Below are 13,126 nucleotides of genomic sequence, written 5' to 3' on the forward strand. Positions count from 1 at the left end.
TGTGTCCCGGCTGCTGTCGCGGACGCTGAAGCGGCTGCGGGAGGGCCTGCTCACCACCCGCTGACCCCACCACGCGTCCGAGCCGATCACCGGCCCGGGGCCTGCGGGAACAGGAACCGGCGGTATCGTGCACCCCGGCAGGTGTTCGGCCGGAGAGCACCGCGACTCGGCGACAGGGAAGGGGCACGGTGGTGTCGGCCCACGACGGATTCCCCACCGCGGGAGCGGGACCGGCCGCCGAGCGGCACACGGCCGTCGTGTTCTCCACCGACGCCGAATGGGCCGAGCACCTCGTCGCGTTCGTGCGCACCGGTCTGGAGCGCGCCGAACAGGTCCAGTACTTCGCCGACACCACCGACCCCGGCCAGGTGATGCGCACCCTCGGCGAACACGGGATCGACGCCGCGTCCGCCGCCCGGCACGGCCGGCTGGTCGTGACGACCGCCTCCCGCACCTATCTGGCCGGTCCCCGCTTCGACCCCGACGCGGTCGTCGGCCTGTGGTTCGAGGCCCACGCCGCGGCCCTCGCGCAGGGCCACAGCGGACTTCGGGCCATCGGCGAGATGTCCTGGGGAGCGCGCGAGACGGCCGGCGCCGAACGGCTGCTGGAGTACGAGCTGCGCATGCACCACGAGGTCTTCGACCGCATCCCCCTGACGGCCTGGTGCTTCTACGACCGGCGCCTGTTCCCGGCCGAGAGCCTGAAGGCCGTCCTCGGAGCGCACCTGACCCGGCTGGGCCCGGACGAGGGCGCCGACGCCGGGCCGGCGCTGACGGTCGCCCCCCTGGCCGACCGGCCCGGCTTCCGGCTGTCCGGCTCGGCCGGGTACGAGAGCCGCGCGGTCACCGCCTCCGCGGCGGCCGCCGTCGCCGGATCGACGTCACCGGCCATCACACTGGACCTCTCCGCGCTGGACCACCTGGAGGTGGCCGCGCTCGCCGAGATCGCCCACGCCGCGATGCGGCGGCCCGGCCCGGAGCCCGTACGGCTGCTCGGCGCGCCGGCCTCCCTGATACGGATGCTCGACGTCTTCCCCGAGCTGGCGACCGGCCTGGAGGTGGCCGGACGATGACGACGTTCACACGGCCGTCGTACGAGCCGGGGCAGGAGGACGCGGGGTGCCACCACCCCGCCCTCCTCTACGCCACGGACGAGGACTACCTCGACGGCGTCGGCGGGTTCATCCGGTCGGACGCCGTACGAGGCCGCCCCGTGCTCGTCGCCGTGCCCGGAGAACGCATGCGGCTGCTCAAGGACGCCCTCGGCGCCGACCACCCGGGCGTCACCTGGATCGACATGCGCCAGGCCGGCCGCAACCCGGGCCGGATCCTCTCGATGCTCCTGGACTTCGCCGACCGCGGCGGCAGCCGGCGGCTGTCCATCGTGAGCGAGCCGGTCTGGGCGGACCGGCGCCCGGCGGAGATCCGCGAGGCCATCCGCACCGAGGCGCTCATCAACCTCGCGTTCGCCCACCCCGGCACCACCGTCCTGTGCCCGTACGACACCGCGCTGCCGGAACCGGTGCTCGCGCAGGTGCACCGGACGCACGCCGCCCTCGCCGGCCCCGGCGACCACCGCCCGAGCCCGGCCTACACGGACCCGCACGAGATCTGCCGGGACTGCGACACCCCGCTGCCCGAGCCCGAGTCCCCGCTCGTCCTGCGGTTCGGCGAGCACGGCCTCGCCCGGGCCCGCGACGCCGCCCGGAACTGGGCCGAGACGGCCGGCATGACCGCCCACCGCCGTACCGACTGGCTGCTCGCGGTCAGCGAGGCGACCAGCAACTCGGTGCGCCACGGCGGCGGTCACGGCACCCTGCGGCTGTGGCGGACCGGTGACACCCTGATCGCCGAGACCCGCGACCGAGGCCGGCTCACCGACCCGCTCGTCGGCCGGCGACGCCCCGACCCCTTCTCGGCCTCGGGAGGCCGAGGCGTGTGGATGATGCACCAGCTGTGCGACCTGGTGGAGACCCGCGCCCTGCCCACCGGCCTGGTGGTCCGGCTGCACATGGCGCTCGACTGACGGCACCCCGCCCCGGCACCGGATGGTTGGCGGCCGTGGGGTAGGGGCACTCGGCGGCGACCTGGCCCTGGCACCTGCGGAGGCACTGTGGCGGTACGTCATCGACTGATCAAGGCCGATCCCGCCGTGGTGTGGGACGTCCTCGCCGACGGCAGCCGCTACGGCGACTGGGTGGTGGGCACCTCCCGCTCCGAGGTGCGGTCCGGCCGCTGGCCGCAGGAGGGCTCGACCCTCGGCTACGAGATCCGGCTCGGCCCGCTGCGGATCGGCAACGAGACCGTCGTACGCCGCTGCCGGGAGGGCTCCGAACTGGAGCTGGAGGCCCAGGCGGGCTTCCTCGGCACCGCGCGCATCGCGATCGAACTGCGCACCTGGGGCCGGCACTGCCTCGTCATCGTCGACGAGCACCCGCTGCAAGGGGCGGGCGGCGCCCTGCACAACGTGGGATTCGAGGCGCTGATCCAGCTCCGCCACCGGGCCATGCTCGCCCGGCTCGCCCAGGCCTGTGAGACAGCCGGGGCCGGTGCGAACGCCGAGGCCCGTGAGGAGGGCGTCGGCCATGCCTGACGCCGTGGTCATCGGGGCGGGACCCAACGGCCTGGTGGCCGCCAACACGCTGGCCGACGCCGGGTGGAGCGTCCACGTCCTGGAGGAGCAGCCCGCACCCGGCGGCGCCGTCCGCCACGACCGGGAGGTCGACCCCGGCTTCGTCAGCGACCTCTTCAGTTCCTTCTACCCCCTGGCCGCCGCCTCCCCGGTGCTCTCCGCCCTCCGCCTGGAAGAGCACGGACTGCGCTGGAGCCACGCCCCCCAGGTGCTCGCGCACCCCCTCAGCGACGGCCGGTGCGCCGTCCTGGACCGGCGCATCGACGTCACCGCCGACTCCCTGGAGGCGTTCGCGCCCGGCGACGGAGCGGCCTGGCGCCGCCTCTTCGCACTCTGGCAGCGGCTGCGCCCCGACCTGCTGGACGCCCTGCTCACCCCCTTCCCGCCGGTGCGGGCCACCGCCCGGCTGGCCCGCACCCTGCGGGCGGCGGGCGGGCTGCGCACCGCCCGCTCCCTGATCCTGCCCGTCCGCCGCCTGGGCGAGGAGGAGTTCGACGGCGAGGGCGGCCGGCTGCTGCTGGCCGGCAACGCCCTGCACGCCGACCTCGCGCCCGAAGCGGCGGGCAGCGGCGGCTTCGGCTGGCTGATGTCGATGCTCGGCCAGACCTACGGCTTCCCGGTACCGGTGGGCGGCTCCGGCGCGCTCACCGACGCGCTCGTGAGGCGGCTGCGCGCCCACGGCGGAAAGCTGTCCTGCGGCGAACGCGTGACCGGCGTCGTCGTCCGGGGCGGACGGGCCGCCGGAGTACGGACGGCGGCCGGCCGCGAGGTGCCCGCGCGGCGGGCCGTACTGGCCGACGTCTCCGTGCCCGCCCTCTACCGGGACCTGGTCGCGCCCGAGCACCTGCCCGCCCAGGTACTGGCGGATCTGGAACGCTTCCAGTGGGACTTCGCCACCTTCAAGGTCGACTGGGCGCTCGACGGCCCGGTGCCCTGGCAGGCCCCGGGCGCCTGCCGGGCCGGAACCGTCCACCTGGCCGACGGCATGGACGAGCTGACCCGGTTCGCCGCGCAGATCGCCATGCGCCAGGTGCCCGACCGCCCCTTCGCCCTGTTCGGCCAGATGACCACCGCCGACCCCACCCGCTCCCCGCTGGGCACCGAGTCCGCCTGGGCCTACACGCACGTCCCGCACGACGTCCGCGGCGACGCCGGAGACGAGGGCATCACCGGCGACTGGGGCCCCGCGGACCGCGCACGCATGGCGGACCGGATGGAGCGGCAGGTCGAACGGTTCGCGCCCGGCTTCCGCTCCCACATCCGGGGCCGCCGCATCCTGGCACCGCCCACCCTCCAGGCCCTGGACGCCAACCTCGTGGGCGGCGCCATCAACGGCGGCACGACCAACATCCACCAGCAGCTGGTCTTCCGTCCCGTGCCCGGCACCGGGCGCCCCGAGACCCCCGTACCCGGGCTCTTCCTCGCCTCGGCGGGCGCCCACCCCGGCGGCGGCGTGCACGGCGGACCCGGGGCGAACGCCGCCCGCGCCGCGCTGCGCTCCCACCGGCTGCCCGCGCTGGCCCACCTCCAGCGGCGCCTCGCCCGCCGGGACCGCACCGGCGCGCCCCGTACCGCATCCGGTCGCCCGGCCCGGCCGGAAGAGGGGGTGACGAGCGGCGGCGAGCTGCCCGGATGAACGCACGGGCGGGCACGGACCGGCCCCCTCAGGGAAAGGCGCGCACCCATGTTCGGCAGTCCCCTCGGCACCTCCGGCACCTCCGGCAGCCCGCTGCGCGGCCGGACCGTGGTGGTGACCGGCGCCGCCCGGGGACTGGGTGCCGCACTCGCGTACGAGGTCGCCCGGCGCGGCGCCCGGCCCGCCCTCCTCGGCCACGAGAAGGACCTGCTGGAGGCGACCGCCGCCCGGATGCCCACCCCCGCCCTGGCCGTCGAGGCCGACGTGACCGACCTGCCGGCCCTGCGCGCCGCCGCCGAGGAGGTCAGGGACCGGCTCGGCCGCCCCTCCGCGGTGATCGCCAACGCCGGCATCGCCCTCGGCGGCCCCTTCGCCACCACCGACCCGGCCGACTGGCGCCGGGTGATCGACGTGGACCTGACCGGCAGCGCCCACACCGCGCTGGCCTTCCTGCCGGACCTGGAGGCGACCGCCGGCTACTACCTCCAGGTCGCCTCGCTGGCCGCGCTCGGCGCCGCGCCGCTGATGAGCGCCTACTGCGCCGCCAAGGCCGGTGCGGAGGCCTTCGCGCACTCCCTGCGCGCCGAAGTCGCCCACCGGGGCGTCGCCGTGGGCATCGGCTACCTGAACTGGACCGACACCGACATGGTGCACGACGCCGACCGACACGCGGTGCTGCGCGAACTGCGCACCGCCATGCCTTCGCCGGCCCGCCGGGTGGCGGAACCCGCCGCGGTGGCCGCCCGGCTCGTCCGGGGACTGGAACGGCGCCGTACGGCGATCTACGCACCGCCCTGGCTGCGGCTGGTCCAGCCGGTACGCGCGGCCCTGCCCCCGGTGGTGCTGCGCGTCTCGCGCCGGCGGCTGCCGCGCCTGGAGGCGCACGAGCCGGTCGTCTCCACGGGCCTGCTCGGCGCCGGTGGCGCCGCCGACCGCGCCGCGACCGGCCGCGCCCCCTGACCCATGGGGCCCGGCCCCTCCGGACCCCCCACCCGAAAAGCCCGAAAGGACGGACGACCATGGCCGACAACAAGCGGAAGAAGTCCGGCGAAAAGCTCGGCAAGGGCGACGAGGTGACCTGGAAGAGCCACGGATCGACCACCGAGGGCGAGGTCGAACGCGAGATCACCCGACGGACCGAGGCCGCCGGCCGCACCGTCGACGCCTCGCCCGAGGAACCGCAGTACGAGGTGCGCAGCGCCAAGTCGGGCCGGACGGCCGTCCACAAACCGTCCGCCCTGCGCAAGAAGTGAGCCCGTACCGCCACGCCCCGGAGAACGGCACCCATGCAGACCTTCCTGCCCGACCCCGACTTCCACCGCAGCGCGCTCCTGCTGGACCGCCGCCGCCTCGGCAAACAGCGCGTCGAGGCGCTCCAGGTCCTGCGCGGGCTGACCGTCCCGGGTTACGGCTGGCGGCGGCACCCCGCCGTCACGATGTGGCGGGGCTACGAAGAGGCCCTGGTCCGCTACGGCCTGGAGATCTGCCGGGTCTGGCGCGACCAGGGCCACCAGGACAGCTGCGCGGCCTCCCTGGCCGCCGGCTACGCCGGTTCCCGGCCCGGCGCCCCGGTCCGCGAACAGGAGGCGCTGCGGGCCGCCGGGGAACTGCCCCCGTGGCTGGGCGACGAGGCCTTCCACCGCAGCCACCGGTCGGCCCTGGTACGCAAGGACCGGGAGGCGTACGCCCCCCGGTTCCCGGACGTCCCCGACGACCTGCCGTATGTGTGGCCGGCCTCCGACCGCGCGGCCTCGGGGGAGTGATCCGCGCCGCGCCCGGCACGTCCGGACGCCGTCCGCCGGGCCGTCAGCATCCCGCCGGTCCGTCCCTCCTTGCGGTGACCGGCCGCGTGGTGCCGCGCCCCGGCGGGCGGCCGTGCCCCACAGTGGGCCCGTGCCACCTCGCCTTCTCACCCTCCTCGCCCTGATCCTGCTCGCCGTCACCGGCTGCGCCACCGTGACACCGCACCCGCGGGCACCGCTCGCGCCGTACGGCTCGGCCTCCCCGGCGTCGGCCACGCCCCCCTCGCAGCGCTCCGCCCTGGTGCGGGCGGAAGCCGAGCGGCAGCGGCACCCCGCCGAGCGCCGGCCGGCGACCCCCGGTCCCCGGCCGCACCGCACGCTCCCGGCCCGGCGGAGCGCACCGCACGCCGGCCCCGCGCCACAGCACCGGGAACGCCCCCGCACCCACGCGCCCCGGACGGTACGGCACCGGGTCCCGGCGGTCCGTCAGGTGCCCGGTGACGAGCAGATGCGCCGCCTGTGCCGCCGGGCCGACGGCGTCGCCTCCTCCCGGATCGCCGGCCTGTGCCACCGCACCTGGGGCTGAGAGGGTGTCGGACACACGTTCCCGGCCGTCACTCGATGCGGTGACGGCGGTGGAACGGGCCCTTCCCGCGGACATGCTGTCAGCGGCGGCGCCCTGACCTGGCGCGCGCCGAGGGCGGGCGACAGGCAGGGGGAAGGGCATGACACACACCACACGCGCGGGCCGGGGCCTGGACGAGCAGGCGGTGCTGATCGTGGCGGGGCTGACGGATCTGGCGGTGAGCACGCTCGGCGCGGCCGTCGGAAGCGTGCGGCACCTGCTGCGCCGCTCCGACGGACCGGACCTCGCACGCGACACGCGGCACGACCTGATGGCCCGCGGACGCATCGCGCTCGACCGCTACGCCGCAGCGCCCGACGCCCACCTGGAGATCCTCGCCCAGCACGCCCGCACTCGGCGGACGGCGTCCGGTGACGATGTCTGACCACTGGGCCGCGGCGGACTTCAAGACGCGCGTCGACATCCTGCTGGCCGGCTTCCTGGCCGAGGAGGCCGAACAACTCCTCGCGATCGACGACGCGTTGGAACCGGTGGCCGGACAACTGCGCGCGGCGGCCGGGCACGGCAAGCGATTACGGGCGGCCTTCTGCTACTGGGGCTGGCGCGCCGCAGGACAACCCGACAGCGACCCCCTGCTGCGCGCCGCCGCCTCCATGGAACTGGTGCACGCCGCGGCCGTCGTCCACGACGACCTGATCGACGACAGCCCCTTACGGCACGGCCTGCCCACCGCCCACGTGGCCCTGCGGGCCGCCGTGACCGGCCGCCCCCGGGCGCACACCGCCGCCCGCGCCCTGGCCATGCTCGTCGGCGACCACCTGATGGCGCTGGCGGGCCGGCTCTTCGCCGACAGCGGCCTGCCCGCCGCCTACCTCGCCCGGGCCCGCCCGGTGTGGGCCGCGCTGGCCCGGGAGCTGATCGCCGGCGAGTGCCTGGAGATCCTGGCCACCGGCGCACGGCCGGACCCGGAGGCGTCGCTGAAGGTCGTCCGGTACAAGACCGCCAAGTACACCGTCGAACAGCCGCTGCTCATCGGCGCCCTGCTCGCCGGAGCACCGCCCGGACTGCGGGCCGGCCTGTCCGCCTACGGACTGCCGCTGGGCGAGGCGTTCCAGCTCCGCGACGACCTGCTGGGCCTGTTCGGCGAGCCGGACCGCACCGGCAAGGCGGGCCTGGACGACATCAGCGGACAGCGGCCCACCGCCCTGCTCGCCACCGCCTGGCGGGCCGCCCTCCCCGCCCAACGCGCCTACCTCTCCGGCGTCCTGGGGCGCCGGGACCTCACCGAGGAGCATCTGCGCGACGTACGCGCGCTGATGACCGCGCTCAAGGCGCCCGAACGGATCGAGGACATGATCGCCGCCCGGGTGCGCGACTGCCTCGGCCACCTGGAGGCGCTCGACATGCCCCCCGCGGCGCGCCGGGCCCTGTCCGGCCTCGCCCGCTCCGCGACCGACCGCCACCACTGACACCGCCCCACGCCCACCGCCCACCGCCCGTGCTGCGCGCCCCTGCTGCGCGCCCCGCCGAGAGGACCGCCGTGACGCCCTACACCGAAGCCTCCCTGAACGCCCTGCGGCACAGCGGGGACGAACTCGCCGACGCCGTGGTGGCCACCCTGATCGAACGCGGGGAGGTGGGCCGGTTCAACACCCTCATGCGGCACGTGTCCACGGCCGGCTCGCCGCTCCCGGACGGACTGCCCGACGTCGCCCGCGAGTACCTCCGGGCCACCGCCACACCCCCGGCCTGGGTGGACTGGACGGAGATGGAGAAGGCCCGGCTGTTCTTCATCGACAACAACGTGCACATCTCCACCGCGCTGTCCTTCGCCTCCATGCCGGCCTGCTACGTCGTCCCGCACGTCGCGAAGCTCCTGTCCGCCACCCACGGGCTGAGCTATCCGTCCAAACGCATGGCCGAGACGGGCCAGTTCACCGTCTACCTCATGCAGCCCGACGCCTTCGACGCCGGCAGCCGCTTCATCCCGGCCGCGCAGAAGGTGCGCCTGCTGCACGCCTCGATCCGCCACCACCTGGCCCGTGAGAACGCCTGGGACACCGGGGCGCTCGGGACGCCGATCTGCCAGGAGGACATGATCGGCGGGCAGATGTTCTTCTCCCTGCTGGTCCTGGACAGCCTGCACCGGCTCGGCGTCCACATGTCCGCCGAGGGCGCGGAGGCCTACTTCTACGCCTGGCGCGTCGTCGGCGCCATGCTCGGCGTCGACCAGGACGCCGTGCCCAAGTCCCTCGAAGAGGCACGGCAGTTCCTCGACCTGTACATGGTCCGCCACATGGGCCCGTCACCGGAAGGCGCTCACCTCACCCGGCAGCTCATCGACCTGTACGAGGAGGTCGTCCCCGGCACTCTCTTCGACCCCGTCGTCTCCGCCCTGATCCGGCACCTGGTCGGCGACACCTGTGCCGACTGGCTCCAGGTCCCCCGCACGGCCTGGGACAGCCTCGTCAAGGCCCTGCCGCACCTGCTCGGCGTGCTGGAGACCATCGAGGACCGCTCGCCGCTCGGGGCGTGGGCCCTCGACCGGCTCGGACATCTCACCGCCGTGCTGGAGCTGTCCTCCCTCACCCGGGGCCGTGTCATGCAGTACGCCATCCCCGAGCAGCTGAAGAAGGACTTCGGCGTCGACGGCCATGTGCCTCGCACCCACCGCTGGACACCTCCCGCCCCGACCGTCGTCTCATGACCGGCACGTGTCCACGACCCGGCCGTATGTGTGGCCCATATGAAATCAGCCCGGTGGCCGAGTTCTGGCGTATGGCCGAAGATGTGCGGTGTCCGGCCCGTAATCGCCGGGCCCGGACACCGCCCCCGGGTGGCAAGACCGGACACGGAACACGCGGCGAACCGGCTCGTGCGGGCACCGCCAGCGTCTGTTCTCGGCCTTTCGGGACACCCGGGCATCAGCCGCCCGCCACCGGGTCGGTGGGCAGGTCAGGGCCGCGATGTGCCCTCACGTGACAGGGATGGGGGAGCACATGGAACCGGCCGAGATGTGTCCTCCGCCAACTCCTCGCGGATTGCGCCCGTTTGCCCCCGCGGCGGTGGGGCACCCGCGTACCGGTGACCCGGCTGTGGTCTCGCGCGCGCCAAGACATCACGCCGATGCCGCCTGATGGTGACGCAAACACACTGTCAAGGCACTCTCCGTTAAACTCCGGGGGGTTGCTTTGCGGTGACCGAATGTGAAGACTGTGGCCGGGTTCCCGTGGAAACGAAGGCGTTCACGGATTCGCATCATGCCAAACCGGGGGCACTACCGGGCGGTAGGTGCGTACTCTCGCCTCGCGGACCGGGTTCAGGTTCTGCTGTCCGGCCCCGTGCCGGCAGGGCGCCCGCGTGACCGTCACGCGGGAACATCGCCAAGGGGGGATTGTCGTGTCGGGTTGGTCTGCCGCACTGAGAGCGTGCCGAGGGAACCAGGGACGTACCGGCGTGTCGCGCAGGGTGTGTTGACGCCCGTACGGCAGGCCCCGGCCGGGACTCCCGGCGCCTGACGTCCGTCCGGCGGCACACGCTACGCGGGTCATCCGCCACCGGGCCGATGCCGGTGCCGAGGCGGCGCGCATCCCGCCGCCGGCTGTCGGCGCCCGTCTCCGGAGCCGCGTCCCGACCCGCTCCCTCCCTCCGTTCCCCGCCGCGCGCGGGCACGGCCCTGCCGTGTCAGCGCGCCGTTAGCCGAGGAGTCATGGTGTCCATCGACCAGATGACGAGCGATACCTTCCTGCTGGACGCGTTACCGATACGCTGGCGCGACCTGCACGCGGCCGGACCGGTGCGGCACGACGACCGGCAGGGCGTCTGGCAGGTCGTGGACCACGAGACGGTCTCCGCCGTGCTCGCCGACCCGGCGACCTACTCCTCCGACATGTCCTCCCTCGCCCCCACCCAGGAGGACTTCGCGACCTTCACCCAGGGCAACTTCGTCGGCATGGACCCGCCGGAGCACCGCAAGCTCCGCCAACTGGTCAGCCAGGCCTTCACGCCCCGCGTCGTCCAGGGTCTGGAGCCGCGCATCGAGGCCGTGTGCGCCCGGCTGCTGGACTCCGTCGCCGACCAGGACCGCTTCGACCTCGTCGACACCCTGGCCTACCCGCTGCCCATCATCGTCATCGCGGAACTGCTCGGCATCCCGGCCGAGGAGCACCGCACCTTCCAGGACTGGGCGAGTGTCCTGTTCGGCGGCGACCAGCTCGGCGAGGCGCCCGACATGGCCGACCTGGAGCGGGCGCTGGAGGCCATCGCGCCCACGGTCCGGGAGATGAACGGCTACATGCTGGAGCACATACGCGGCCGCCGGGCCGACCCCGGCGACGACCTGACCAGCAGACTCATCGCCGCCGAGGTGGACGGGGTCCGGCTCACGGACCAGGAGATGGTCGGCTTCGTGGCACTGCTGCTGGTCGCCGGACACATCACCACCACCGCCCTGCTCGGCAACGCCGTCGTCACCTTCGACCGGCACCCCGGCACGGACGCCGCCCTGCGCGAGGACCCGGACCGGATCCCCCTGGCCGTCGAGGAAGTGCTGCGCTGGCTGCCCCCCTTCCCCGAGCTGGGACGCCGCGTCACCCGGCCCGTGGTGCTCGGCGGCCACGAACTCCCCGCCGACACGCTGCTGATGGCCCACCTGGGCGCCGCCAACCGCGATCCCGCGCGGTTCGAGAAGCCCGACACGTTCCTGCCGTCCCGCAGGCCCAACCCCCATCTGACCTTCGGGCACGGCATCCACTTCTGTTTCGGCGCCCCGCTGGCCCGGCTGGAGGCTCGGATCGCCCTGCACATGTTGCAAGAACGATTCCGCTTCCTGGCGATCCCGTCGTACGACGACATCGTGCTGCAGAACCCGGCCGTCATCGTCGGCGTACGCCATCTGCCGGTCGAGGTCGGCCAGCCCTAGCCGGCGCCGTCCGGCACGTTCGCGCACCACCCCGGCCCGGCACCGCTCGCCACGGCCGGCGACACACACCCGCACACGAGAAACCCATCTCACGGGAGCACCTTTCTCATGCCCTACACCGTCCCCACCGGCCCGGCCACCACCTGCGCGCCGGCCCCGCTCCGCCGAGAGCTGCAGAACCGGCTCGACGCCCTCGCCGAAGACCACCGGGTGCCCGGCGCCCAACTCGTCCTGGACACCGGCACGGAGACCGTCTCCCTGCACACCGGCACCGCCGACGCCGGCACCGGAGCCCCGCTCACACCGGACACCGCCGTGCCCCTCGGCTCGCTCACCAAGCCCTACACCGCCGCCCTGGTGCTGCTGCTCGCCGACGACGGCGACCTCGACCCGGACGAGCCCGTCGCCGAGCACCTGCCCGAGCTGCGCGGTATGCCCGAGGTGACCGTCCGGCACCTGCTCAGCCACACCGGCGGGCTGCCCACCGGACCCGACTCCGACACCGCCTCGGCGACCAGGGGTGCCCGCTACCTCGCCTCGCTGTGCACCGCCGACCAGGCGCTCTTCCCGCCCGGCACCGACTTCTCCTACTCCAACGCCGGCTACGTCGCCGCCGGCCGGCTGGTCGAGGCGATCACCGGCATGCCCTGGCACGAAGCCGTCCGCGCGCTGCTCCTGGACCCCCTGGGCACGGTGCCCGCGTTCATCGGCGACACCACCGTCACCCGTCCCACAGCCGTCGGACACGCCGTCAACACCGCCACCGGCCAGGTCCGTACCGTACGGCAGAACCTGGCCCCGCTGGAGGCACCGGCCGGTGCGCTGCTGGCCGGCGCCGCCGACCTGGCCGCGTTCGGCGCCGCGCTGACCGGCCGTTCCGAGGCGCTGCCGCCCGCCGTCGCCAAGGAGATGCGGCGCGGCGAGAGCGCCGCCCGCCCCGGCACCCTGGCCGACGGCTGGGGCCTGGGCGTCGCCCTGTACCGGCAGGGCGGGCGGGTCTGGTGCGGCCACGACGGCAACGCGCAGGGCACCTCCTGCCATCTGCGGGCCGAACCCGAGAGCGGAGTGGTCGTCGCCTTCACGGGCAACGCCGGCGGGGCCACCGCCCTGTGGCGTGATCTCGCCGGAGAACTGGAGCGCATAGCCGGCATACGGGTGCCCGCCGCACCCGTCACCCCCGCGGACCGGGGCCGCCCGGTCGCCCTGCCCGACTGCCTGGGCACCTACCGCAACGGCGGCACCGCCTACCGCGTCACCGCCGGGCCCGACGGCTCGCCGGCGCTGTCCGTCGACGGCGACCTGTCCCTGCCGCTGGTCTGCTACGCCGACCTGTCGTACGACCTGCTCGATCCGGTCACCGGCCGCCCGGAACCCGGCGGCCGCTTCCACCGGGACCCCGTCACGGGCCGGGTCGAACGCGTCCAGGTGACCGGGCGTACGGCGCGCCGCACCGACGACGGCTGAGCCGCGCGGGGCCGTACCGTCCGCCCGCGGGCGGCGGTCCGCGGTCTTCCGGACCGGCCCCGCCGCCGGCACCGGACCGTCCGGTACCGGGCGCCGTGACCGCGCGGCGGCCCTCCGGACCCGGCCGCAGGTGCCGTAGGGGCTC

Annotated in this window: 13 protein-coding genes; all 13 read left to right on the forward strand. The window is 74.7% G+C overall.

Annotated elements, in window-relative coordinates; translation table 11 throughout:
* Positions 1–191 precede the first annotated feature (191 nt).
* The 13 genes from NX794_RS24420 to NX794_RS24480 all read left to right on the forward strand — a co-directional run bounded on the left by NX794_RS24420 (position 192) and on the right by NX794_RS24480 (position 12,981).
* Complete coding sequence (locus NX794_RS24420) at positions 192–1,073, forward strand: MEDS domain-containing protein (protein WP_258781008.1); 882 nt, start codon at positions 192–194, stop codon at positions 1,071–1,073.
* Entirely contained in the window at positions 1,070–2,026 is a 957-nt protein-coding gene (locus NX794_RS24425; protein ID WP_258781010.1) for a sensor histidine kinase, read from the forward strand. Before NX794_RS24420 ends, NX794_RS24425 begins: the two co-directional genes overlap by 4 nt.
* A gap of 87 nt (positions 2,027–2,113) precedes the next feature.
* The gene (locus NX794_RS24430) at positions 2,114–2,593 is read left to right on the forward strand and encodes an SRPBCC family protein (RefSeq protein ID WP_258781011.1); all 480 of its coding nucleotides are present in this window, start codon (positions 2,114–2,116) and stop codon (positions 2,591–2,593) included.
* Positions 2,586–4,268 carry a phytoene desaturase family protein gene (locus NX794_RS24435; RefSeq protein WP_258781012.1) on the forward strand — a complete coding sequence of 561 codons (1,683 nt, stop codon included), beginning with the start codon at positions 2,586–2,588 and terminating at the stop codon, positions 4,266–4,268. Before NX794_RS24430 ends, NX794_RS24435 begins: the two co-directional genes overlap by 8 nt.
* 48 nt (positions 4,269–4,316) lie before the next feature.
* Entirely contained in the window at positions 4,317–5,228 is a 912-nt protein-coding gene (locus NX794_RS24440; protein ID WP_258781013.1) for a short-chain dehydrogenase/reductase, read from the forward strand.
* Between the two features lie 59 nt (positions 5,229–5,287).
* Positions 5,288–5,521, forward strand: coding sequence for a hypervirulence associated TUDOR domain-containing protein (locus NX794_RS24445; protein ID WP_258781014.1), 234 nt, complete (start codon positions 5,288–5,290; stop codon positions 5,519–5,521).
* 33 nt (positions 5,522–5,554) lie between these two features.
* Positions 5,555–6,031: an MSMEG_6728 family protein gene (locus NX794_RS24450; protein ID WP_258781015.1), complete on the forward strand. Its 477-nt coding sequence runs from the start codon at positions 5,555–5,557 to the stop codon at positions 6,029–6,031.
* A 130-nt stretch (positions 6,032–6,161) separates the two neighbouring features.
* Positions 6,162–6,596, forward strand: a complete 435-nt coding sequence (locus tag NX794_RS24455; RefSeq protein WP_258781017.1) for a hypothetical protein — start codon at positions 6,162–6,164, stop codon at positions 6,594–6,596.
* Between the two features lie 139 nt (positions 6,597–6,735).
* Positions 6,736–7,020: a polyprenyl synthetase gene (locus NX794_RS24460; protein WP_258781019.1), complete on the forward strand. Its 285-nt coding sequence runs from the start codon at positions 6,736–6,738 to the stop codon at positions 7,018–7,020.
* Positions 7,013–8,065 (forward strand): polyprenyl synthetase family protein, encoded by a 1,053-nt coding sequence (locus tag NX794_RS24465; RefSeq protein WP_258781020.1) that lies wholly within the window; start codon positions 7,013–7,015, stop codon positions 8,063–8,065. Before NX794_RS24460 ends, NX794_RS24465 begins: the two co-directional genes overlap by 8 nt.
* 71 nt (positions 8,066–8,136) lie before the next feature.
* A complete protein-coding gene (locus NX794_RS24470) occupies positions 8,137–9,303 on the forward strand; it encodes an oxygenase MpaB family protein (protein WP_258781021.1) in 1,167 nt (388 codons plus the stop codon).
* A 1,002-nt stretch (positions 9,304–10,305) separates the two neighbouring features.
* Complete coding sequence (locus tag NX794_RS24475) at positions 10,306–11,517, forward strand: cytochrome P450 (protein ID WP_258781022.1); 1,212 nt, start codon at positions 10,306–10,308, stop codon at positions 11,515–11,517.
* Between the two features lie 108 nt (positions 11,518–11,625).
* A complete protein-coding gene (locus NX794_RS24480; RefSeq protein ID WP_258781023.1) occupies positions 11,626–12,981 on the forward strand; it encodes a serine hydrolase domain-containing protein in 1,356 nt (451 codons plus the stop codon).
* Positions 12,982–13,126: the final 145 nt, after the last annotated feature.

The organism is Streptomyces pyxinicus, from assembly GCF_024753135.1.
Lineage (GTDB): Bacteria > Actinomycetota > Actinomycetes > Streptomycetales > Streptomycetaceae > Streptomyces > Streptomyces pyxinicus.

Bases quoted from the DNA above. Each gene is read 5' to 3' on its own strand.
- NX794_RS24425 (WP_258781010.1), top strand. From the start codon at position 1,070: ATGACGACGTTCACACGGCCGTCGTACGAGCCGGGGCAGGAGGACGCG.
- NX794_RS24435 (WP_258781012.1), top strand. From the start codon at position 2,586: ATGCCTGACGCCGTGGTCATCGGGGCGGGACCCAACGGCCTGGTGGCC.
- NX794_RS24440 (WP_258781013.1), top strand. From the start codon at position 4,317: ATGTTCGGCAGTCCCCTCGGCACCTCCGGCACCTCCGGCAGCCCGCTG.
- NX794_RS24445 (WP_258781014.1), top strand. From the start codon at position 5,288: ATGGCCGACAACAAGCGGAAGAAGTCCGGCGAAAAGCTCGGCAAGGGC.
- NX794_RS24450 (WP_258781015.1), top strand. From the start codon at position 5,555: ATGCAGACCTTCCTGCCCGACCCCGACTTCCACCGCAGCGCGCTCCTG.
- NX794_RS24460 (WP_258781019.1), top strand. From the start codon at position 6,736: ATGACACACACCACACGCGCGGGCCGGGGCCTGGACGAGCAGGCGGTG.
- NX794_RS24465 (WP_258781020.1), top strand. From the start codon at position 7,013: ATGTCTGACCACTGGGCCGCGGCGGACTTCAAGACGCGCGTCGACATC.
- NX794_RS24475 (WP_258781022.1), top strand. From the start codon at position 10,306: ATGGTGTCCATCGACCAGATGACGAGCGATACCTTCCTGCTGGACGCG.
- NX794_RS24480 (WP_258781023.1), top strand. From the start codon at position 11,626: ATGCCCTACACCGTCCCCACCGGCCCGGCCACCACCTGCGCGCCGGCC.